Here is a 21,974-nt window from a genome sequence, read left to right on the forward strand (position 1 = left end):
CACGTCGTCGGGCGTCCACCACTTGGCGATCTTGCCCTCCAGGAAGGCCAGGAACTCCTCCTTCGAGGACTGCACGCCCGGCATCAGCTTGACCAGCAGCACCGGCCGCTCGTCCCACTTGGGGTGCGCCGCCCCGATCACCGCGGCCAGTTCGGCCTTCTCGTGGCCCACCGCGATGTTCTCGATCTCGATGGTGGAGATCCACTCGCCGCCGGACTTGATGACGTCCTTCGCCCGGTCGGTGATCTGCATGTAGCCGTCCTCGTCCAGCGTCGCGACGTCGCCGGTGTCGAAGAAGCCCTCGTCGTCGAGGATATTGCCGCCGTCGCCCTTGAAGTAGCCGCCGGCGATGAACGGGCCCTTGACCATCAGGCGGCCGAAGGTGTGCCCGTCGTGCGGCAGGCGCTGGTTCGCGTCGTCCTCCAGCTTGATCTCGACACCGATGGGCGGGCGGCCCTGCTTCAGCTTGTACCGCAGCTGGGTCTCCGGGTCGGTCGCCGCGATCCGCGCGTTGGGCGAGGACAGCGTCCCCATCGGCGACATCTCGGTCATGCCCCAGGCGTGGGTCACGTCGACGCCGAACTCGTCGCGGAAGCCGCGCACGATGGCTTCGGGCACCGCAGAGCCGCCGATCACCACGCGCTTCAGCGTCGACAGGCTGAGCCTGTTCTCGCGCATGTGGTTCAAGAGGCCCAGCCACACGGTCGGCACCGCCGCCGAGAAGGTCACGCCCTCGGTCTCCAGCAGTTCGTAGACCGACGCCCCGTCGAGCTTCTGGCCCGGCATCACCAGCTTGCAGCCGGCCGCCGCGCAGGAGAACGTCAGGCCCCAGGCGTTGGCGTGGAACATGGGCACCACCGGCAGGACGGTGTCCCGCGCCGACAGGCACATGACGTCGACGCCCAGCGTCACCAGGGTGTGCAGGAAGTTCGAGCGGTGCGAATAGAGCACGCCCTTGGGATTGCCCGTCGTGCCCGAGGTGTAGCAGAGCGAGGACGCGGTGTTTTCGTCGAAGTCGCCCCAGACGAAGTCGGGCGAGCCGCTCGCCACCAGGGTCTCGTAGGCGATGGCGCCCGGATAGACTGCGGGGTCCAGGTGCGCCTCGTCGGTGAACACCACGACCTTCTTCACCGTCGGCATCTGCGCGCGGTGTTCCGCCAGGACCGGCAGGAAGGTCAGGTCGGTGAAGATGATCTTATCTTCGGCGTGGTTGATGATGTAGCAGAGCTGCTCGGCGAACAGCCGCGGGTTGAGCGTGTGGCAGACCGCGCCCATGCCCATGATCGCGTACCAGGCCTCGATGTGGCGGCCGGTGTTCCAGGCCAGCGTCGCGACCCGGTCGCCGGGCTTCACGCCCAGGCCCTTCAGCGCGTTCGACAGCTGCTTGGCGCGCCGATGCACCTCGGCGTAGGTCGACCGCACGATGGGTCCTTCCACCGAGCGGCTGACGATCTCGCGGTCGCCGTGCCAGTTCTTGGCGTGGTCCAGGATCTTGTCGACCGTCAGCGGCCAGTCCTGCATCAGCCCGTGCATATCGTCTTCCTCCCGCCGGTCTCGAATTCCCGGTCAGGGCGGACGCTAGTGTTATCAGCGATCAGACGCAACGCGGCGGGCAGCCTCAGCTATGCTTGGCGGCATTTGCCCGCGGCAGGTTCGGCAGGAAGCCGGCGAGCAGGCCGATGGCCGGCAGGTACGCGCAGATCGCATAGACCGTGTCGATACCCTGGGCGTCGGCCACGCGGCCCAGCACCGCGGCGCCCAGACCGCCCATGCCGAACGAGAAGCCGAAGAACAGGCCCGAGATCATCCCGACCCGGCCGGGCATCAGCTCCTGGGCGAACACCACGATGGCCGGGAAGGCCGAGGCCAGCAGCAGGCCGATGGCGACGCTCAACGGCCCCGTCCAGAACAGGCTCGCGTGCGGCAGCATGAGCGTCAGCGGCAGCACGCCCAGGATCGAGGCCCAGATGACATATTTCCGGCCCACGCGGTCGCCCACCGGCCCGCCCAGCAAGGTGCCCGCCGCCACCGAGGCCAGGAAGACGAAGAGGTGCACCTGGGCGGTCTGCACCGACACCCCGAACCGGTGGATCAGATAGAAGGTGAAGTAGCTCGTCAGGCTCGCCAGGTAGACGTACTTCGAGAAGATCAACGCCAGCAGGATGGCGATGCCGAGCCGCGCCTTGCCGGTCGGAAGCGGCGCGGCGCCGGCCCGCTTGGCGCCGGCCGCCTGCCGCGCGAGGCCATGGTGCCGGTACCAGCTCGCGACGTTCCACAGCACCGCGCAGGAGAGCAGCGCCAGGAGCGCGAAGAAGGCCAGGCTCGACTGCCCCCAGCGCACCACCACCACCGCGGCGGCCAGCGGCCCCAGCGCCGAGCCCAGATTGCCGCCCACCTGGAACATCGATTGCGCCAGGCCCGGCCGGCCGCCCGACGCCATCCGCGCCACCCGCGAGGACTCCGGATGGAACACCGATGACCCCAGTCCCAACAGCGCCGCGCCAAACAACACCAGCCCATAACTGTGCGCCGTCGAGAGCACGGCCAGACCCGCCAGCGAGAACAGCGTCCCGCCCGGCAGCGCCAACGGCGTCGGCCGCCGGTCGGCGACGAACCCCACCACCGGCTGCAGGATCGAGGCGGTGAGCTGATAGGCCAGCGTCACCAGGCCGATCTCGCCGAACGTCAGGCCCAGGCTGATCTTCAGGTTGGGATAGATCGCCGGCAGCAGCGACTGCATCATGTCGTTCAGCAGGTGGCAGAAGCCGATCGCCAGGATGATGCGGAACACCGTCCCGTCGAGGCCCGGCGCGGCCTCGCGTTCATTCTTCAAAGCGCTCAACGGGTCACATCCCGCACCCAGGCCTGCGCCGCCGCGCCGGTGAGCGTGGTCGCCGCCGTCGCGTCCACCGGCGTCCAGCCCACGTCCTGCTCGCCATGCCGGCGGACCTGGTCGCGCAACACCTCGACCGTGGCGTCCGAGGCGTCGCCCGTGCGAGCCACGACCCGGGCCTCCAGCACGGCCAGCGGCGCATCGAGCCATACGCCATGGAACGCCACGCCGCATTCGGCGGCCAGGGCCTCGGCGCGGGCCCGCGTGGCCGGCTCGGTGAAGGTCGCGTCCAGCACCACCGCCTGGCCCGCCTGCAAAGCGGCGCGCGCGGTCTCGAACAGGGTGTCGTAGACGCGCTGGTAGAACTCGGGCGTGTAGATTTCCCGCGCCAGCCGATCGACCGGCCCCGCGCCCGCCAGCCGCTTGCGCACCTCGTCGGTCCGCAGCACCAGGGCGCCTGGCGAGCGGCCGAGCCCCGGCGCCACGGCGCGGGCGAAACTGGTCTTGCCGGTCCCCGAAAACCCGCCGACCGCGGCCAGCACCGGTCCGGGCGGCGACAGGTGGGCGATGGCGGCGTCCACATAGGCCTTGGAGAGCGCCACATCGCCGGCGTGCATCGAGACGTGCGCCCGCACCCCTGCCCGCACCGCGAGCATCAGCGGCAGCGCCGCCAGCCCCTCCCAGAGCATGGCCGAAAAGCTTCGCGCCGCCTGGTCCATATAGGCCGACAGCACCCGCACGCCGGCGTCGCGCCGGCCGCGGAAGTCCAGGTCCATCAGCAGGAACGCCAGGTCGTACTGGATATCCAGGTCGCTCAGGAGGTCGTTGAACTCGATGCAGTCGAACAGCACCGGCTCGCCGTTCTCGATCAGGATGTTGGCCAGGTGCAGGTCGCCGTGGCAGCGCCGCGCGAACCCGGCTCGCGTCCGCGCCGCCAGCAGCGGCCGCTGGCGCGCCAGCTCGGCGAAGGTCATCTCGACCATGGTCTCGACGCGCTCGGCGCCCAGCTGGCCTTTGAGGTCGCGCAGCAGGCCGGCGTTGGAATTGATCGTCCATTCCAGGGCGCTCAAGCCCCCATTGGGGCGCAGCGTCGCCGCCGCGTGGAAACCGGCGATCGTCCGGCCCAAGGCTTCCGCCATCTCGCCGTCGATGACGCTGGGGTCCGCCGACAGCACCGCGCCATCGTCGAAGCGGCGCATCTCCAGCGCATATTCCAGCGCCTTGCCGGCGCCGTCCCAGGCGAGGCTTCCGTCCGCCTCGCGGGTGATGGTCCGCACGGCGCGGTAGATGTCCGGCGCCGCGGTCCGGTTGAACGCCAGCTCGCGGTCCAGCGCCCACTTGCGCTTCTCGCGGGTGGAGAAATCCACATAGCCCAGGTCGACGTTGCGCTTGAGCTTCCAGGCCACCTCGCCGGCCAGGAAGACATGCGCGCAGGCGGTGTCGATGGACCGTTCGGACTGGGTCGCGAGCCAGGCGGTGATCTCGGCTTCTTGCCCCTTGCTCAAGGGAACAGCCGGCTGGTGGTCCAACCCTCACCGCTGCGCACGAACTGCAGCCGCTCGTGCAGCCGGAATGGCCGGTCGCGCCAGAACTCGATGACCTGCGGCTCGACCCGCCAGCCCGACCAGTGCGGCGGGCGCGGAACCTTGCCCAGGCCGAACTTCAGGCCGAACTCGGCGATCTTCTTCTCGAAGGCCAGGCGGTCGGGCAGCGGCCGCGATTGCTCCGACGCCCAGGCGCCGAGCTGCGCCGGTCTCGCGCGGGTGGCCCAGTAGGCGTCGGCCTCTTCCGGCGTCACCGGGCTCACGGCGCCCCGCACCCGCACCTGGCGGCGCAGCGACTTCCAGTGGAACAGCAGCGCCGCCTTCGGGTTCGCGCTGAGCTCCTGGCCCTTGGCGCTGCCGAGGTGCGAATAGAACACGAAGCCGCGCCGATCGGCGTCCTTCAAGAGCACCATGCGAACGTCCGGCATCCCCGCCGCATCGACCGTCGCCAGCGACATGGCGTTGGCGTCGTTGGGCTCCTTGGCGAGCGCCTCGGTCAGCCACGCGTTGAACAGGGCGAACGGATCGGCCTCGCTCAGTTGCGGCAACGGTTCGGCGGCCGCCACCTGGGCGACGTAGTCGTCCTCGGAAGGCGACGGCGGGATCAGCGTCTTGTCGGTCATCGCAGGGCATATAGCCCGCGCTTCCGGGGGTCGCTATGGGTGGGCGCCGGCGTTTCGCGCCGGTGAGAGGAGCGCAGGCCTGCGATGGCGCAACCGGATCATCCCGCCCAAACGCTCACCTTCCGCTGTCCCGCGGAGCTGGAGGGCTGGCTGCCGCCGCCCGTCCCGGCCGCGCAGGGCCTGCCCGACTGGCTGAAGACCATGCCGCAGCAGGCGTTCAGCCCCATGGCCGGCGAGGACGACGACACCGTCAAGCGCTGCCCGCCGTTCGTCGACGCCATGACCACCGGTTTCCTGATCCCGCTGATCTGCGACCTGCGGGTCGAAAACGGCGAATTCAGCTGGGACGAGGACCTGCCGCCGGGCGGGGCGGTCAGCTTCGTGCGCTCGCCCATCGCCTTCCATGACGCCGCTCAGGCCACCGGCACGCCGCTGGCCCTCGACGACCGCTTCCTGATCAAGTTCCACAATCTTTGGACGATCCAGGCGCCGGACGGCTACGCGCTGATGTTCACCCATCCGGTCAACCGCTTCGACCTGCCGTTCACGACGCTGAGCGGCCTGGTCGACAGCGACCGCTACCACGAGGGCTGGATCCATTTCCCGGCCCACTGGCACGACGAGACCTTCAGCGGCGTGCTCCCCAAGGGCACCCCGATCGCCCAGTGCTTCCCGGTGAAGCGCGAGACCTGGACCGCGCGCACCGAGGTCTTCACCGAGGAGGACGCTCAGCGGGCCCACGGCCTGATGGCCACCATCGCCCGCGAAAAAGGCGTCTACCGGCGGTGGTTCAGGGCCTAGGCGCTCGCGTCCAGCCCCAGGAACGCCATCGCCGCGCTGGGCCGCAGGAAGAAGCGGCCGTGCGGCGTGGCGGTGAGCGCCAGCAGCGCCGGGCCGGCGTTGCCCGGGTCGCCGCCGGTCGCGGCCCGCAGCTCCGCCTCCCCGGCCGCGCGCTCGCCAAGTTCGAGCAGGCATTTGGCGAGTTCGAGCCGCACCACAGCGTCGCCGGGCCGGGCCGCCAGCGCGTGGCGGAAAAGCTCGGCCGCGGCGGCGTATTCCCCGTCCGCCGCCAGCACCCAGGCGAGGCCGATCAGCGCGTCATAGCGCTCCGGCGCCGCGGCGCGTAACGCCTCGAACTCGCCGCGCGCGAGGCGGCGGTCGTTGCACTTGAGATGCAGGTAAGCCAGGCCGACGCGCAGCACGAGCGCGTCCGGATTGAGCGCGCAGCCTTCGGTAAAGGCCGCGGCGGCTTCCTCGAACCGCCCCGCGGCGCTCAGCTGATCGCCCAGTTCCAGGAAGGCCTGAGGATAGGGCGGCTGACGCCTCGTGGCTTGCCTAAGCGCGTTCAGGGCCTCCTCGCGGCGCCCGACATTGGAGAGCGCCCGGCCGAGCAGGGTCTCGATGTTGGGATCGCCGCTGCGCTCCGCCGCCCGTTGCAGCGGCGCGATGGCGTCTTCGGAACGGTCCTGCAGCAGGAGCGCCGTGCCCTGGATTTCGCCGGCCGCGACATTGTCCGGGTCGGCCTGCAGGACGACGGCCGCCAGCCGCGCCGCCTCGTCGAGCCGCCGCGCCAACAGCGCCAGGTTCGCCTGTTCCAGCGCCTCGCCGATCGCGCCCGGCCGTTGCGAGATGATTGAGGGACCCTTCGACATCGCGCGATCCTAACCCGATCCGGCCCCAGGCCTAGGTCGCTGGGCTTAACCTGCCCCAGTTTAACCGCCCATTGACCATGTCGCGGCGACTGTCCGCGCCGATGGCGTCCGACACCAAGATTTCCCTGAAGGCTGCGCGCGAGGTGCTGGGCGTCGGCCCGTTCTTCTCGCCCAGCGAGCTGCGCCGCGCCTTCCGCGAGGCCGCCAAGCGCGCCCACCCCGACCGGGCCGGCGGCGGCGCCGAGCGGTTCCGCCAGGTGGTCGAGGCCTATCACCGCCTGCAGATCGTCCAGACCGGGTCCGACCGCATCATCCAGCCGCCCGCGCCGCGCCCGCCGGAGCCGACGGAACTGCGCATCGATCCGCTGATCGCCTTGCGCGGGGGGTCCGCCGACCACGTCCTGGGCGACGGGCGCCATGTGCGGGTGAAGCTGCCGCCGGGCCTGCGCGGCGGCGACACCGTCCGGGTCGGCGCCTCCGAGCTCGCCGTGGTGCTGACCGGCTCGCCGGAGATGCTGGTGCGCGGCGACGACCTGTGGATCACCGCCAGCGTCGCCCCGCGCCTGCTGACCGAGGGCGGCCGCGTCGCCGTCGAGACCCCGCTCGGCCGCCGCGTGGTCTGGCTGACCAGGAAGGCCGCCGAGCGCAAGCTCGTCCGCCTGCAGGGCCAGGGCCTGCCCGCCCGCGGCCGCCACCGGCAAGGCCACCTCTTCCTGCGTCTCGCCCCGGCCAAGGCCGGTCAGGCCGACTCCGCCGCCCGCACCCTGCTCCGCCGCTTCGCCGCCGCCTGGGCCGCCTAAATTCGATTTAAGCGGCGCCGCGCCAGCCGCTCGCCTAGGGTCCGGCGACGATTCCTCCCAAGGACCGCCAATGCGCCTTTCGACCCTCCTGGCCTGCGCCGTAACCGCGCTCTCCCTCGCCACAGCCGCGCGGGCCGAGGACTATCCGGTCGGCGAGCGCCACCTCACCGCCATCAACCCCACCGCCGCCCTGCGCGACGCCGACCACAAGCCGCAGGTGCGGGTCACCGTCTGGTATCCGGCCGCCGGCGGGTCGGAGGAGAAGTCGCTGGACCTCGGGCCGGCGGCCCAGCCGGAGTTCTATGTGGGCGCCGCCGCACCTGACGCGCCTTTCGCCGACACGAGGCGGCGGCCGGTGATCCTGTTCTCCCACGGCTTCGGCGGGACGGCGCGGATCATGGGCTGGTTCGGTACGGTCATGGCCCAGCAGGGCTATGTGGTCGTCGCTGTCGAGCATCCGGGGAACAATGGCCTCGACAAGCTGACCCTGCCGGGCGCGATCCTGTTCTGGGACCGGCCGGGCGACCTGCAGGCTGCGCTGGACAAGGTCGCCAACGACCCGGAAATCAGCCCGCACATGGACCTGAAGCGCCTGGGCGTCGCGGGCTTTTCCGCCGGCGGCTTCACCGCGCTCGCGGCCGGCGGCGCGCGGGTCGACCTCAAGCACTTCATCGACTTCTGCAAGGCTCACCCCGAGGACGGCGTCTGCAAGCCGCAGCAGGAGCTCGCCTTCACCCTCGACGAGGCCCAGGCGGCCTACGCCTCGCCGGAGCTGGCGGGCGAAGTCGCCCAGGCCGATGGCGATCACTCGATCCGCGGCGTGCGGGGCGTCTTCGTCATGGCGCCGGCCATCGTCCAGGCGTTCGATCCGGCCAGCCTGCAGGCCATGAACATCCCGGTTTCCATCGTCCTGGGCGAGGCCGATCAGGTCGCCCCGCCGCACACCAACGGCAGCGTGGCCGCGCGGCTGATCCCGCGGGCGCAGATCAAGGGTCTGCCCGGGGTCGGCCACTATGACTGGCTCGCCGCCTGCGGGCCGGGGGCCGCGCGGCGCCAAATCCCCTTGTGCATGAGCCTGCAGGTCCCCCAGGGACCGACCCACTTCGCGGCCCTGCAACAGGCGCTGATCTTCTTCGGCAAGACGATGGGGCCGCCGTAGCGATCGGGCCTAGGTTGGAGGCGACAGCCGAAGCCGCTACAAGCCCGGCCATGTCGCACAATACGTTCGGCCACCTCTTCCGCGTGACCACCTGGGGCGAGAGCCACGGGCCGGCGCTCGGCTGCGTGGTCGACGGCTGCCCGCCCGGGATCAGGCTCACCGAGGCCCACGTCCAGCAGTGGCTGGAAAAGCGCCGGCCGGGGCAGGGCAAGTTCGTCACCCAGCGCCAAGAGCCGGACGCGGTGAAGATCCTCTCCGGCGTCTTCTCCGACGAGCGCCGCCCAGACCAGGTCACCACCGGCACGCCGATCTCGATGATCATCGAGAACGTCGACCAGCGCAGCCGCGACTATTCCGAGATCGCCACCGCCTTCCGCCCCGGCCACGCCGACTACAGCTATTGGGCCAAGTACGGCGTGCGCGACTACCGCGGCGGCGGTCGCCAGTCGGCCCGCGAGACCGCCGCCCGCGTGGCGGCGGGCGCCATCGCGCGGCTGATCATCCCGGGGGTCGCGATCCGGGGCGCGGTCGTGCAGATCGGCCCGCACGCGGTCGCCCCCGACCGCATCGACTTCAGCCAGACTGAGAGCAATCCCTTCTGGTGCCCTGACCCCGACATGGTCCCGGCCTGGGAAGAGCACCTGGAAAAGATCCGCAAGGCGGGTTCCTCGACCGGCGCCATCGTCGCGGTCGAGGCGGTGGGCGCCCCAGCCGGCTGGGGCGCGCCGATCTACGGCAAGCTGGACGCCGAACTCGCCGCGGCCCTGATGTCGATCAACGCCGCCAAGGGGGTCGAGATCGGCGCCGGCTTCGCCGCCGCGGCGCTGACCGGCGAGGAGAACGCCGACGAGATGCGAGCCGGCAATGACGGCCCGACGTTCCTGTCCAATTCCGCCGGCGGCATCCTGGGCGGTATCTCCACCGGCCAGCCGGTCACCGCGCGCGTGGCTTTCAAGCCCACCTCCTCGATCCTCACCCCGCGCCGCTCGATCAACGAGGCCGGCGAGGAGATCGAGCTGCGCACCAAGGGCCGCCACGACCCCTGCGTCGGCATCCGCGCCGTGCCGGTGGTCGAGGCCATGGTCGCCTGCGTGCTCGCCGACGCCTATCTGCGCCACAGGGGCCAGACCGGCGGCGCCTAGGCCTGCCGACGACCTGCGGTTGGATGACAGCGCTGACATCCACACGCGCTGTATGCATACCTGATATTCGAATGCCTACAGGGACTTAGGCTGGCGACAAAACAGCCGAGATTGTCGTTGACCGTTAGTATTTCCCCAACGTAATCACCCGCACCCTGCGGCCTCGAACTCTGAGAGCGGCGCTGGCCGTCGGCTCAATTGGACCTGGAACGCCTGTGCGTTACGACCTTCTGAAAATCCTGATCGTCGATGACAACCGCCACATGCGGGTGATGTTGGCCGAGATTCTGAAGGCCGTCGGCGTGCGCCATATCTACGAGGCCAGCGACGGCGCCCAGGCCCTGAAGATGATGAAGGGCCACAGCATCGACATCATCATCACCGACCTCTCGATGCAGCCCCTGGACGGCATCGACTTCGTGCGCCTGCTGCGCCGCTCCCCCGACAGCCCCAACCAGATGTGCCCGGTGATCATGGTCACCGGCCATTCCACCATGGCCCGCGTCAACGAGGCGCGGAACGCCGGGGTCAACGAGTTCCTGGCCAAGCCGCTCACCGCCCGCGGCGTGGTCGAGCGGATCACCCAGATCGTCGAGCATCCCAGGTCCTATGTGAAGACCGAGGCCTACTTCGGCCCCGACCGGCGCCGCCGCAACGACCCCAACTTCCCGGGCCCCTTCCGCCGCGAAGGCGACAAGCAAGGGCGAAAGGCCGCATTCAAGGAGCTCTGAAGCGGCTTCTTTCGTAAGTCTTTCGCGGGCATGCTGGCGGCCTCGCCGGGGAAACCAGCCAAGATGACCTTCAAGACCTTGACCACCGCCACAGCCCTCGCCGCCTGCGGCCTGATGCTCTCCGGCTGCCTCGTGCTCGGCGCGGCCGGCGCGGTCGGCGGTGCGGCCGTCGCCGTCACCGGGACCGCCATCGGCGTCACCGCCAAGGGCGTTGGCGCGGTCGCCCACGGCGTCGGCGACGTCGTCACCGGCGGCAAGAAGGACGACAAGGGCGGCAGCTAGGGCGCTAGCCCAGGTTCAGTGCGCAGCTTTCGCCCACGGTCGGGCGGGACACCACGATCCGCGACAGGCCCGGGAAGTCGGCCTTCAACCGCTCGGCGAACCACAGGCACAGATGCTCCAGCGTCGGGCTTTCAAGGCCCGGCTTCTCATTCAGCATCCCGTGGTCCAGCTCGCCCGCCGCGGCGCGCAACACCCGGTCGAGCTCGCCCAGGTCGGCGACCCAGCCGACCGCCCCCTGTTCCTCGCCGCGCACGGTCGCCTCGACCTTGAACGAATGGCCGTGCAGGCGCGTGTAGGGTCCGCCGCCCGGATTGGCCGGCAGGTGGTGCGCCGCGTCGAAGGTCGCGGCCTTGGTGATCTCGAAAATCCTGGAACTCATCTCGTCTAGCGCGGCAATCTGGCGGGAGGCGCGCCCCAATACCCGGTTCTCAGGCGATGCCAAGGTACTTGTGCGTCTGGACGCTTAAACGCCAGCGGGGGTGCGCTAGGCAATAGGCGATGGCCGCCTTGGTGTTCTCCGCCCGTCTGGGCCCGTCCATCGGCTGCAGCAGGAAGCGCTCGAACTTGAGGTCCTCGAACCGCGCCGGGTCGACGCCCGGTTGCGGATAGACCAGCTTCAGTTCTTGCCCCGTGGTCTGCACCACGCTCGCCTGCGCCTTGGGGCTGACGCAGATCCAGTCGACGCCGCTGGGCGCCGGCAGCGTCCCGTTGGTCTCCAGCGCCAGGGAAAAGCCCCGCCCGTGCAGGGCCGCGATCAGCGGCTCGTCCAATTGCAGCAGGGGCTCGCCGCCGGTCAGCACCACCAGCCGGTTCTCCGCCCCACCTTCCCAGGCCGCCTCGACCGCATCGGCCAGCGCCTCGGCGTCGGCGAACCGGCCGCCGCCTGGGCCGTCCATCCCGACGAAATCGGTGTCGCAGAAATTGCAGACCGCCTGCGCCCGGTCCTGCTCGCGTCCCGACCAAAGGTTGCAGCCGGCGAAGCGGCAGAACACCGCCGGCCGTCCCGCCTGGCCGCCCTCGCCCTGCAGGGTCAGGAAGATCTCCTTCACCGAGTAGCTCATCCTTCTTCGCTCCTCGCGGAGCTTTGAAGGACAGGTGGCGCTGCTTGCCCTCCGAAGCCTTGGCGAAGGAGGGGACGATCTTCGGCGACCCAGCCTTGCCAGCCGCGGGCCCGCAGTTCGCAGGCCGGGCAGGTCCCGCAGCCATAGCCCCAGGGGTGCAGGGTCTCGCGCTCGCCGAGGTAACAGGTGTGGCTCTCAGCCACGATCAGCTCCACCAGCGCCTCGCCGCCCAGGCCCTTGGCCAGCGCCCAGGTCTCGGCTTTGGTGATGGTCATCAAGGGCGTCTCGATGACGAAGTCCTGCGCCATCCCCAGGTTCAGCGCTGTCTGCATGGCGTCCAGCGTGTCGCGCCGGCAGTCCGGATAGCCGGAGAAATCGGTCTCGCACATGCCGCCAACCAGGGCTTGCAACCCCCGCCGGTCGGCCAGCGCCGCGGCATAGACGAAGAACACCAGGTTGCGGCCCGGCACGAAGGTCGACGGCAGGCCCTTGGCGGTCATCTCGATGGCCCGGTCGGCGGTGAGCGCTGACTCCGCCACCGCCCCGAAACTGGAGATATCCATCATGTGGTCGTCGCCGAGCCGGGGCGCCCAGCTCGGGAAACGCTGCGCGACCGCGGCGCGCACCGCCACGCGGGCCTCCAGCTCCACGGCATGGCGCTGGCCGTAGTCGAACCCCACGGTCTCCACGTGGCTGTAGCGCTCAAGCGCCCAGGCCAGGCAGACGCTGGAGTCCTGCCCGCCCGAGAACAGCACCAGCGCGCCTGCGCCCCGCTCGGTCTTGGGGTCGTTCATCGCCCCCATATGCGCGATCCCCCTCTTGAGCGAAAGATGGCCGGATCGGAAGATCGCGCGCCCCGATCGCTATGTCACCGCTGTCACTTAACCTCTCCGCAAGCGCTTGGCGCCATGGTGCGCCGTCGTCGCGTTCCGCAACCTCCGGCTGTTCATGTCTCTGCAAACGTTTTTCTTCGACCGCGTCACCGCCGAGATCTTTCAGCAGATGGAGGGCATCCTCGCGCTGACCGATCAGCTCGCGCGTCAGCGTCTGACCGCGGACGCACAGTCCTGCGCGTCCAGCGCGGCGGAAATGGCCGACGGCGTGCGCCGCATGCTGGAAGCCGCGGTCGACCTGCGAAAAGTCACCATGGACGGCCTGACCCTTGAGCCCGCGCCGCTGCGCCTGCGCGAGCTGGTGGACGAGGTGCACGCCCGCTGGCAGCCGGCCGCGAAGATGAGCGGCGTCACCCTCCTGGTCTCCTACGACGGCGATCCCGACGCCTGCGCGCTCGGCGACCGCGACCGCCTGCTGCAGGTGTTCGGCGGCTTCATCGGCGAGGCCGTGGCCAGCATGCGCCGCGGCGCCGTCGAGGCCAGCGTCCGCACCATCGTCACTCCCGAGGGCGTCCGCCTGGAAGGCCGCGTCCGCGGCGCCCGCGATCCCGCCTGGGAATCCCAGGACCTGGAGGCCCGCGTCCGCGACGTCGAGGCGCGTTTTGGCCTGGAAGTCGCCATCGGCGTGATGCTCGCCCGCCAGATCGTCGACGGCCTGGGCGGCACGCTGCGCAACGAGGGCGCCGGCGGCGGCTCGGAAACCGTGATCTTCGACGTCCTGCTGCCGATCGCCTCGGAGACGCCGGCCGAGGAGCCGCAGGAGGCCGAGCGTTCGGCCCACGTGCTGGTGGTCGACGACAACGCCACCAACCGCATGGTCGCCCAGGCGCTGTGCGAAATGTTCGACTGCACCTGCGAGAGCGCCAACGACGGCGCCGAGGCGGTGGAAGCCGCCCGCGGCGGCCGCTTCGACCTGATCCTGATGGACATCAAGATGCCGGTGATGGACGGCGTCGCCGCCACCCGCGCCATCCGCGCCATGGGCGGGCCCCACAGCCAGGTGCCGATCATCGCGCTGACCGCCAACGCCGAGCCGGAGGACGCCGAGGGCTACCTCGCCGCCGGCATGAACGGGGTGGTCGAAAAGCCCATGAAGCCGGAACACCTGCTGGCCGCCCTGCAGGCCGCGCTCGGCGAAAACACGACCGAAGACCCGGCTGGCTCGGCCGCCGCGGCGGCCTGACCTCGCCCACCGGCTGGGCCGCAATCCATCGGCTTACTTATCCGGAATTAATCCTCGCCTGCGATGATCGCCCGGCAAGGGGGTTTCTATGGCCTTGGACGTCCTCGATCACGGTCTCGACGAGATGGCCGCCGGCGCCCACGCCTCCGCGGGTCCGCGCCTGGCGGCGACGGTCGCGGTCGGCCTGATCGCGCTGGCCTTCCTGCCATGGCCGGCCTGCGTGGCATGGGCCGTGCTGGTTGGCGGGGTCGATCTCATCAGCTGGTTCATCACCGGCGACCAGGCGCGCGGCGTCCCCATCAAGCCGGCCGCCCGCCTGCGGCATGTCGCCTGCCTGGTGGCCGGCGTCTTCGGCTGGGTGCTGCTGGGCGTGCTGTTTTGGCGCACCGGTTCGGCGGCGGGCGCGGTCTGCGGCGTCGCCATCTGGCTGGCGCTCATGGGCTTCGCCCAGGTCTACGCCTACCAGTCCCGCGCCGGCTACGTGCTGGCGGGCGTGATCCCGGCCGCCGCCATGCTGACCACCCCGCTTGCCGTCCACAACGCCGCGGTCGGCTCCCCCTGGCCCGTCTGGTTCCTGCTCGTCGCCAGCGTCGCCTTCGCCGTCACCGGCGCGCGCCAGACCATGGCCGCGCGCAGCCGCTACGAGCAGGCCACCCAAGACCTGCGGGAGAGCGAGCAGAGCTATCGCCTGCTCGCCGACAACGTCACCGACGTCATCTCGCTGGCCTCGCCGGACGGCAAGCGCCTCTACGTCTCGCCCTCCATCGAGCGCATCCTGGGCTTCGCGCCGGGCGAGCTGATGGCGACGCCCAACTACAAATACATGCACCCCGACGACACCAACATGGTGCAGGCCTTCATCGCCTCGGTGACGCAGGAGACCGGCCCCAAGACCCTCGACTACCGGGTTTTCTGCAAGGACGGCTCCTTCATCTGGGCCGAGACCACCTTCACCCGCCTCAACGACGGTTCAGGGCGCCTGCTCGCCGTCTCGCGCGACGTCGGCCACCGCAAGGCGCTCGAGGCCGAGCTGAAGGACGCGCTCGCCCGCTCCGAGGCCGCGGCGGCGGCCAAGACCGACTTCCTGGCCAACATGACCCACGAGCTGCGCACGCCGCTCACCGCCATCCACGGCTTCGCCGGCGTCTTGCGCCAGTCCAAGACGCTCACCGGCCAGGACGCGCGCCATGCCGGCCTGATCCACGACGCCAGCCAGACCCTGCTGGGCGTGGTCGGCGACGTGCTCGACTTCTCCAAGCTGGAGGCCGGCGCCTTCGAGCTCGACCCGGCGCCGTTCGACCCGGCCGCGACCGTGCGCTCGGCCGCCGAAATCGTCGCCGAACAGGCGGCCGGCAAAGGGCTGGCGCTTGACCTGCGCATCGACGCGCCCGACCCCGCGCCGCTCTTGATCGGCGACGCGCCGCGCTTCCGCCAGGTGCTGCTGAACTTCCTCTCCAACGCCATCAAGTTCACCCGCGAAGGCGGGGTCACGATCGAGCTTTCGGGGCGCGTGCAGGACGACCGCTGCCACATGCGGATCGCGGTGACCGACACCGGCATCGGCATCGACGAGGCGCACATCGCCGCCCTGTTCAACCGCTTCACCCAGGCCGACGCCTCGGTCTCGCGGCAGTTCGGCGGCACCGGCCTTGGCCTGGCGATCTCCAAGCAGATCGTCGAGGCCATGGGCGGTCGCATCGGCGTGGACAGCGTCGTCGGCAAGGGCTCGACCTTCTGGCTCGAGGTCGATCTGCCGACCACCGCGGACGACGCCCTGGACGTCGAGCCGGAGGCGCGCGGCGCCGCCCTCGATCGGCCGATCCGCTGCCTGGTGGTCGAGGACAACGCCGTCAACCGCGAGCTGATCACCATCCTCCTGAGCCCCTTCCCCATCGAGATCGACACCGCCTGCGACGGCGCCGAAGCGGTCGAGGCGGTCGCCGCCGGGCGCTACGACGTGATCCTGATGGACATGCAGATGCCGGTGATGGACGGCCTGACCGCCACGCGGCGCATCCGCGACCTGGCCGACCGCGCCGCCGCGGCCACTCCGATCATCGCCATGACCGCCAATGTCCTCCCCGAACAGGTCGCCCGCTGCCGGGAGGCCGGCATGGACGACCACCTGGGCAAGCCGATCAACCTGCCGCAGCTGCTGGCCGCCCTCGACCACTGGACCTCTCCCGGGGTCGCCGAGAGCGAGCGGGCCGCGTCCGCCTAGCAGCGCACGCGCGTAGGGCTTAGCTTTCAGGTCCTCCATCGGGATGGGAAGGCGCCCAGAGATGACCGGCGAGCCGCCGCTTCGCGCCCTGATGTGGGCGATCGACGAGAACCAGGACGCGGCCGTCGCCGCGATGCTCGCCGCCGACCCCGGCCTGGCGCGCGCGCAGATCGAGACCGGCGCGACGCGGGCCGAGGCGAAGGCCTGGATGCTGCCGACGATCGGCCACTACATCTACCGGGGCGACAGCGCGCTCCACATCGCCGCCGCCGGCTGGCGCGTCGAGATCGCCCGGCGGCTGCTGGCCCTTGGCGCGGACTCCCAGGCGCGCAATCGCCGTGGCGCCACGGCCCTGCACTACGCGGCCGACGGAACCCCGGGCGCGCCGACCTGGAACCCGGCCGCGCAGGCCAGGGTCGTGACCCTGTTGATCGAAGCCGGCGCCGATCCGAACGCCGCCGACATGAACGGCGTGACCCCGCTGCATCGCGCCATCCGCACCCGCTGCGCGGCCGCCGTCGCGGCCCTGCTGGCCGGCGGCGCCGATCCGCTGAAGCCCAACGGCAAGGGCTCGACGCCCCTGCAGCTGGCCAGCTGGCAGACCGGCCGCGGCGGTTCGGGTTCGCCGGCGGCGAAGGCCCAGCAGGCGGAGATCCTGCGCCGCCTCGCCGCCCCCGGCGACTCCGTTCGATGACGCCAGCGTCACCCAAACGCCTCGCTCGCGAAACAATGTTTGCGCTGCGTGCATCCGCCGCTGTTGTTCGCGGCCTCTAACGGGTATGTAAGCAGCGACAAGATTGACCCTAGGGGGACTCCGATGACGTTCTTGAAGGCCCAGGTGTTCGGAGCGGCGGTCAGCGCCCTCCTGGTCTACGGCTGCTCCACCGGCCCGGCTGCGAATGCGCTCAACTCGGCGCACACGGCGTCGGCGACTGAATCCATGGCCTCGTCGACCACCGTCGGCAACTTCCTGCTGGTGGACGCCAACTTCGAGGCCCACGAGCTCTACCGCCACGCCGAGAACAAGGCCGTGGTGCTGGTGACCCAGTCCAACGGCGACGCGGTGATCCGCGGCGAGGCCCCGGCGCTGAAGGCGCTCAAGGCCGCCTACGCCGGCAAGGGCGTCGAGTTCTGGATGCTGAACTCCAACCTCAAGGACAGCCGCGAGGCGATCCTCGCCGAAAGCGCCAAGGCCGGCTACGACACCCCGGTGCTGATGGACAGCTACCAGCTGGTCGGCGAGAGCCTGGGCGTCACCCGCTCGGCCGAAGTCATCGTCATCGACCCGAAGACCTGGAAAGTCGCTTGGCGCGGCAGCCTGGCCAACGCCGGCAAGGCGCTGGACGCCGTGACCGCCGGCCAGTCCGTCACCGTCGCCTCGGCGGCTGGTAACGGCGCCGCCATCGACTTCCCGGCCCGCGCGTCGAAGACCCAGATCACCTACGTCAAGGACGTGGCCCCGATCCTGGAAGCCAAGTGCGTGGCCTGTCACGAACAGGGCGGCATCGGTCCCTTCGCCATGACCAGCTACGAGATGGCCAAGGGCTTCTCGCCGATGATCCGCGATGTGATCCGCACCGACCGGATGCCGCCGTTCCACGCCGACCCGCACGTCGGCAAGTTCTCCAACGACCGCCGCCTGACGCCGGAGGAGACCAAGACCCTGATCCACTGGATCGACCAGGGCGCGCCGCGCGGCGAGGGCAAGGACCCGCTGGACGTCAAGCACCTGGTCGCCGTCGAATGGCCGCTCGGCAAGCCCGACGTGGTGCTGGACGTGCCCGCCTACACCATCCCCGCCAGCGGCGTGGTCGACTACCAGCACCCGTGGGTCAAGAACCCGCTGACCGAAGGCCGCTGGCTGAAGGCCTCGACGATCAAGGTCGATTCCCGCCAGGCCGTGCACCACATCCTCACCGGCTTCATGGCCGACGCCCCGAAGGAGGGCCAGCAGGCCTTCGAAAACCGCTGGGGCGCCTCGGTCGGCAGCTACGCCGTCGGCGCCGAGAGCGAAGTCGCGCCGGATGACGCCGGCACCTACATCCCGGGCGGCGGCGCCATCGGCTTCCAGAACCACTACACGCCGTTCGGCAAGGAGACGGTGACCCACTCCAAGATCGGGCTCTACTTCTACAAGCCCGGTGAGACCCCCGACATCGTCATGCACAACAACCAGATCGTGAACAACGCGATCGTGCTGCCGCCGGGCGACGGGCATCACCAGGAAGTCGCCTATATGGAGTTCCCGAAGGACGCGCTCCTCTATTCAGCCTTCCCGCACGCCCACTACCGCGCGACCTCCTCGGACCTCTGGATCCAGTATCCGGACGGCAAGAAGAAGCTGCTCCTGACGCTCCCGCGCTACGACTTCGGCTGGCAGGGCCACTACAACTTCGCCGAGCCGGTCAAGGTGCCGGCGGGCTCGAAGCTGATCGCCCACTACGTCTACGACAACTCGAAGTCGAACCCGCACAACCCGGACCCGACCAAGACCGTGGTCTGGGGCGACCAGTCCTGGGAAGAGATGTTCTTCACCCGCATCCGCTACCGCTGGATGGACGAGACCTCGAAGCACCTCGTGAACTACGACGAGGAGATGGGCGCCGGCGCCCTGATGGGGATGCTGGACTCCAACATCGACGGCAAGATCGAGAAGAGCGAGCTGAAGCCGGAGAGCCAGATCGGCGCCAACCTGCTCAAGAACTTCGATGCGCTGGACAAGAACCACGACGGCGTCATCGACAAGGATGAGCTGGCCGCAGCGATGAAGATGATGGGCGGCAAGCGTCGCCAGGAAGCCCAGGCCGCCCCTGGCGTCGCCCCGGCCCCGACCGCCGGCAGGTAAGCCGCCGGCCCATGTCGACCTGAACGAGGCCCGGCCCCGAAAGGCGCCGGGCCTTTTTCTTGGGCGCTACCCCTTCGGCTTGACGAACTTCAGCGCGTACTGGTCGGTCTTGCCCTGGATGGCCTTGTCGAAGATCGGCTTGGTGTGGTCGTCGCCCGGTCGGTTGAGGAACTTGCCCTCACCGGCCAGCTTGAAGCCCGCGGCGGTCACCTCGGCGATCACCTGGGCCTTCTCCACCCGGTGCAGCACCGCGATCTGCTCCAGCGTGGTCCCCGGATTGGCCTGGTGGTCCAGCACCAGGTAGACGCCGCCCGGTTTGAGGACCTGGAACACGTGTTTGTTGAAGGCCGCCATGTCGACGGCCCCGTACTTGGCGATCTTCAGGTCGTGATAGTTCTGGGTGATCCAGAAGAGGTCGACAGGCTGGGCGAGCTCCATCTGGCCGAACGGCTGGACCTGCAACTCGACGTTCTTCTGCGGCAGGCTGGCGATCATCTCCTGGTCGGCCTTGGCCGCGCCTTTCCAGCCGGCGTTCTCGATGCCGTAGATCCTGCCCTTGGGCCCGACGACGTCGCTGATCATCCGGGTGAAATAGCCGCCGCCCGGGAACAGCTCGGCCACCGTCATGCCGGGCTTCACGCCGGCGAAGGCGAGCGTGTCGGCCGGGTCGCGGATCGCGTCGGCCTCGACGTCGGCTTTCGGCCGCGACGGATCGGAAAGCGCCTGGGCGATAAAGGCCGGCGCGGCGGCCATGGCGGCGCCGGAGGCCACGCAGAGGGCCAGCAGGGCGGGAACGACCAGGGATCTCATAGGGACAGCTCCGGAAAGGCGCAGGGTCTTAAGTCCCCAGACTGCCATCGCGCCGCCGCCCCGCCGCCAGCCCCTTGAGGCCGACGAACGCCGCCGCGCGACGAATGGCGGGTCCGCGGCCGTCAAGATCTGTCCACGAACCACACGAACGGGTTCGCGCCTTGCGGCTCCGCGTAGCGGAGGCTCCGTCAATTCAACCGCGGAGAACGCAAAGACCGCGGAGTGGCCGCGCTGGCAGCACGGCTATCGCGATCATCCCCTCCTCTGCGGTCTTTGCGTTCTCAGCGGTTTGAAAAAGGTCTGCCCGCTGCGCGGGCCTATCAAGACGAGCCCGTTCGTGTGGTTCGTGTGGTTCGTGGACTCATCTTCCTACCTCGCCAGGGCCGCCAGTTCCGCCTTCTGCTTCTTGGTCAGACCGGCCGCGACCAGGTCGTAGGAATGGCCGATCAGCCGCGCGGTCTCCGCCGCCGGCACATCGGACCCCGGCCCCAGGTCGACGAAGATCCAGAACCGCCGGTCCAGGTGCGAACGGTGGCCGACGCTCGCGTACTGCTCGCGCAGCACCTCGGCCAGGTGCGGGTCGCACTTCAGGATCACGCCTTGCGTCTTCCCGTCCTCCAGGATGGCGAACATCTTCCCCATCACCTTGTAGAGCGTGACGCGCGGCGCGGACGGCAGGACCGAACCCTCCGCGCCCGGCATGGCCAGAATTGCGGCCCGCGCCTCTTCGATCTTCTTCGACGTCATGGCCGTCCTCGCCGCAGCCGCAGGCTCGATCCTCCGGCTCCCGCGTGCCACTGTCCAGCCCGGCCGCAGCCAGCCGGGAGCGCACCATGACCGCCATCCTTTTCACCAACGCCGCGGTGTTCGACGGCCATGGCCCCGACCTCTTGAAGGGCGCCCAGGTCCTGGTCGCCGACGGGACCATCCAGGACCTCTCGGACAAGGCCATCAGGCCGCCCGCCGACTGCCAGACCGTCGACTTGGCCGGCGCCACCCTGATGCCCGGCCTGATCGACGCCCACGTGCACATCTGGGCGACCGACCTCGACGTCCTGAAGCTGATCACCCGGCGCAGCGAATATCTCGCCGCCTTCGCCTACCGCTCGTTGGCCCAGATGCTGGGCCGCGGCTTCACCACCGTGCGCGACGCCGGCGGGACCGACGTCTCCTACGTCCAGGCGCTGCACGATGGCCTGGCGCCCGGCCCGCGCCTGCTGCCGGCCGGGCGCATGCTGACCCAGACCGGCGGCCACGGCGACTTCCGCCGGGCCGGCGAGTTCGCCTGCGCCTGCGAGCTGCGCGAGGGCGGCGGCGCGCGCTTCACCCACGTGGTCGACAGCCCCGACGAGGTCCGCAAGGCGGTGCGCGAGGAGCTGCGCCTGGGCGCCCACCAGATCAAGATCATGGGCTCCGGCGGCGTCGCCAGCCCCTCGGACCCCGTCGACCGCCTGCAGTTCAGCGACGCCGAGATCCTGACCGCCGTCGAGGAGGCGGCCCGCCACGGCGCCTATGTCATGGCCCACTGCCACCCGCCCCGCGCCGTCCAGCGCTGCGCCGAGCTGGGCGTGCGCTCCATCGAGCACGCCACCCTGATCGACCAGGACGCCGCCGACGCCGTGGCCGCGGCCGACGCCTTCGTGGTCCCCACGCTGGCCACCATCTGGGCGCTGCTGGAAGACGGCGCGAAGCTTGGCCTGCCGCCCTCCAGCCAGGAGAAACTGCAGCAGGTCTCCGGCGGTGTCCTGCAAGGCCTGCAGGTGATGCGCCGCAGCAACCTCAAGGTCGGCTTCGGCACCGACCTCCTGGGCTCCCAACAGGACCGCCAGGGGAGCGAGTTCGGCCTCCGCGCCCAGGTTTTCTCGCCCATCGAAATCCTGCGCCAGGTCACCAGTATCAACGCCGAGCTGCTGCAGATGCAGGACCGCATCGGCCGCGTCGCCCCGGGCTACGCCGCCGACCTCATCGCCGTCGATGGCGACCCCCTGGAAGACATCGCCTGCCTGGGCCGCGGCGGCGCCAACCTGCCGGTGATCCTGCAGGGCGGAAAATTCCACAGGCGCGAGGGGGTTTAGCCCTCAGGCAGGCCGCGCCCTTTCCGCTCGGCCTCGCCATCCCGCCGCTTGTCCCAGGGCTGGCGGCGCGTGTCCCGGCCGGCCCGCCGCTCGGCCCCGAATGGTTGCGGAGGCCGGCGG

The 21,974-nt window shown here is 70.0% G+C and carries 21 protein-coding genes; 11 read left to right on the forward strand and 10 right to left on the reverse strand.

Features of this window, described 5'->3' with window-relative positions; translation table 11 throughout:
• The 4 genes from VKQ35_RS12200 to pdxH all read right to left on the reverse strand — a co-directional run.
• Positions 1–1,533: long-chain-fatty-acid--CoA ligase (locus VKQ35_RS12200; protein ID WP_324361934.1), on the reverse strand; the 1,533-nt coding region annotated here is incomplete at its 3' end.
• Between the two features lie 85 nt (positions 1,534–1,618).
• Positions 1,619–2,842, reverse strand: coding sequence for an MFS transporter (locus VKQ35_RS12205; protein WP_324361936.1), 1,224 nt, complete (start codon positions 2,840–2,842; stop codon positions 1,619–1,621).
• Positions 2,839–4,338, reverse strand: coding sequence for an AAA family ATPase (locus VKQ35_RS12210; protein WP_324361938.1), 1,500 nt, complete (start codon positions 4,336–4,338; stop codon positions 2,839–2,841). The genes VKQ35_RS12205 and VKQ35_RS12210 overlap by 4 nt, the downstream gene beginning before the upstream one ends.
• Positions 4,335–5,000 carry a pyridoxamine 5'-phosphate oxidase gene (pdxH, locus tag VKQ35_RS12215; protein WP_324361940.1) on the reverse strand — a complete coding sequence of 222 codons (666 nt, stop codon included), beginning with the start codon at positions 4,998–5,000 and terminating at the stop codon, positions 4,335–4,337. Before pdxH ends, VKQ35_RS12210 begins: the two co-directional genes overlap by 4 nt.
• An 84-nt stretch (positions 5,001–5,084) precedes the next feature.
• On the opposite strand from pdxH, the gene VKQ35_RS12220 reads away from it, so the two are divergent.
• Positions 5,085–5,801, forward strand: a complete 717-nt coding sequence (locus VKQ35_RS12220; protein ID WP_324361942.1) for a hypothetical protein — start codon at positions 5,085–5,087, stop codon at positions 5,799–5,801.
• Here VKQ35_RS12220 and VKQ35_RS12225 read toward each other — a convergent pair.
• Positions 5,798–6,652, reverse strand: coding sequence for a tetratricopeptide repeat protein (locus VKQ35_RS12225; RefSeq protein ID WP_324361944.1), 855 nt, complete (start codon positions 6,650–6,652; stop codon positions 5,798–5,800). The genes VKQ35_RS12220 and VKQ35_RS12225 overlap by 4 nt on opposite strands.
• 101 nt (positions 6,653–6,753) lie before the next feature.
• Here VKQ35_RS12225 and VKQ35_RS12230 point away from each other — a divergent pair, with 101 nt between their 5' ends.
• The 5 genes from VKQ35_RS12230 to VKQ35_RS12250 all read left to right on the forward strand — a co-directional run bounded on the left by VKQ35_RS12230 (position 6,754) and on the right by VKQ35_RS12250 (position 10,766).
• The gene (locus VKQ35_RS12230; protein ID WP_324361946.1) at positions 6,754–7,452 is read left to right on the forward strand and encodes a DnaJ domain-containing protein; all 699 of its coding nucleotides are present in this window, start codon (positions 6,754–6,756) and stop codon (positions 7,450–7,452) included.
• Between the two features lie 70 nt (positions 7,453–7,522).
• Positions 7,523–8,611 (forward strand): hypothetical protein, encoded by a 1,089-nt coding sequence (locus VKQ35_RS12235; RefSeq protein WP_324361948.1) that lies wholly within the window; start codon positions 7,523–7,525, stop codon positions 8,609–8,611.
• Positions 8,612–8,661: 50 nt separating this feature from the next.
• Positions 8,662–9,753 carry a chorismate synthase gene (gene aroC / locus VKQ35_RS12240; RefSeq protein ID WP_324361950.1) on the forward strand — a complete coding sequence of 364 codons (1,092 nt, stop codon included), beginning with the start codon at positions 8,662–8,664 and terminating at the stop codon, positions 9,751–9,753.
• Positions 9,754–9,968: 215 nt separating this feature from the next.
• Entirely contained in the window at positions 9,969–10,484 is a 516-nt protein-coding gene (locus VKQ35_RS12245) for a response regulator (RefSeq protein ID WP_324361952.1), read from the forward strand.
• A 63-nt stretch (positions 10,485–10,547) separates the two neighbouring features.
• Complete coding sequence (locus VKQ35_RS12250; RefSeq protein ID WP_324361954.1) at positions 10,548–10,766, forward strand: hypothetical protein; 219 nt, start codon at positions 10,548–10,550, stop codon at positions 10,764–10,766.
• Positions 10,767–10,770: 4 nt separating this feature from the next.
• On the opposite strand, the gene VKQ35_RS12255 is transcribed toward VKQ35_RS12250, so the two are convergent.
• Genes VKQ35_RS12255 through queC form a run of 3 tightly spaced genes read right to left on the reverse strand, consistent with a single transcriptional unit; the run spans position 10,771 to position 12,621 of the window.
• Entirely contained in the window at positions 10,771–11,145 is a 375-nt protein-coding gene (locus VKQ35_RS12255) for a 6-carboxytetrahydropterin synthase (protein ID WP_324361955.1), read from the reverse strand.
• Between the two features lie 49 nt (positions 11,146–11,194).
• Entirely contained in the window at positions 11,195–11,827 is a 633-nt protein-coding gene (gene queE / locus VKQ35_RS12260) for a 7-carboxy-7-deazaguanine synthase (RefSeq protein ID WP_324361957.1), read from the reverse strand.
• On the reverse strand, positions 11,824–12,621 hold the full coding sequence (gene queC, locus VKQ35_RS12265) for a 7-cyano-7-deazaguanine synthase QueC (RefSeq protein WP_324361959.1): 798 nt from the start codon (positions 12,619–12,621) through the stop codon (positions 11,824–11,826). The genes queE and queC overlap by 4 nt, the downstream gene beginning before the upstream one ends.
• Positions 12,622–12,775: 154 nt before the next feature.
• On the opposite strand from queC, the gene VKQ35_RS12270 reads away from it, so the two are divergent.
• The 4 genes from VKQ35_RS12270 to VKQ35_RS12285 all read left to right on the forward strand — a co-directional run bounded on the left by VKQ35_RS12270 (position 12,776) and on the right by VKQ35_RS12285 (position 18,969).
• Positions 12,776–13,903, forward strand: a complete 1,128-nt coding sequence (locus VKQ35_RS12270) for a response regulator (RefSeq protein ID WP_324361961.1) — start codon at positions 12,776–12,778, stop codon at positions 13,901–13,903.
• An 88-nt stretch (positions 13,904–13,991) separates the two neighbouring features.
• Complete coding sequence (locus VKQ35_RS12275) at positions 13,992–16,124, forward strand: hybrid sensor histidine kinase/response regulator (protein WP_324361963.1); 2,133 nt, start codon at positions 13,992–13,994, stop codon at positions 16,122–16,124.
• A 61-nt stretch (positions 16,125–16,185) separates the two neighbouring features.
• Positions 16,186–16,818, forward strand: a complete 633-nt coding sequence (locus tag VKQ35_RS12280) for an ankyrin repeat domain-containing protein (RefSeq protein ID WP_324361965.1) — start codon at positions 16,186–16,188, stop codon at positions 16,816–16,818.
• Positions 16,819–16,941: 123 nt separating this feature from the next.
• Entirely contained in the window at positions 16,942–18,969 is a 2,028-nt protein-coding gene (locus tag VKQ35_RS12285) for a hypothetical protein (RefSeq protein ID WP_324361967.1), read from the forward strand.
• Positions 18,970–19,035: 66 nt separating this feature from the next.
• Here the strand turns inward: VKQ35_RS12285 and VKQ35_RS12290 are convergent, their stop codons facing one another.
• On the reverse strand, positions 19,036–19,779 hold the full coding sequence (locus tag VKQ35_RS12290) for a class I SAM-dependent methyltransferase (protein ID WP_324361969.1): 744 nt from the start codon (positions 19,777–19,779) through the stop codon (positions 19,036–19,038).
• Positions 19,780–20,148: 369 nt separating this feature from the next.
• Positions 20,149–20,526, reverse strand: a complete 378-nt coding sequence (locus VKQ35_RS12295; RefSeq protein ID WP_324361971.1) for an MmcQ/YjbR family DNA-binding protein — start codon at positions 20,524–20,526, stop codon at positions 20,149–20,151.
• Positions 20,527–20,612: 86 nt separating this feature from the next.
• Here VKQ35_RS12295 and VKQ35_RS12300 point away from each other — a divergent pair, with 86 nt between their 5' ends.
• Complete coding sequence (locus VKQ35_RS12300) at positions 20,613–21,854, forward strand: metal-dependent hydrolase family protein (RefSeq protein ID WP_324361973.1); 1,242 nt, start codon at positions 20,613–20,615, stop codon at positions 21,852–21,854.
• Positions 21,855–21,974: the final 120 nt, after the last annotated feature.

It is taken from the genome of Phenylobacterium sp. (assembly GCF_035309685.1).
In the GTDB taxonomy this organism is placed as follows: domain Bacteria; phylum Pseudomonadota; class Alphaproteobacteria; order Caulobacterales; family Caulobacteraceae; genus Phenylobacterium.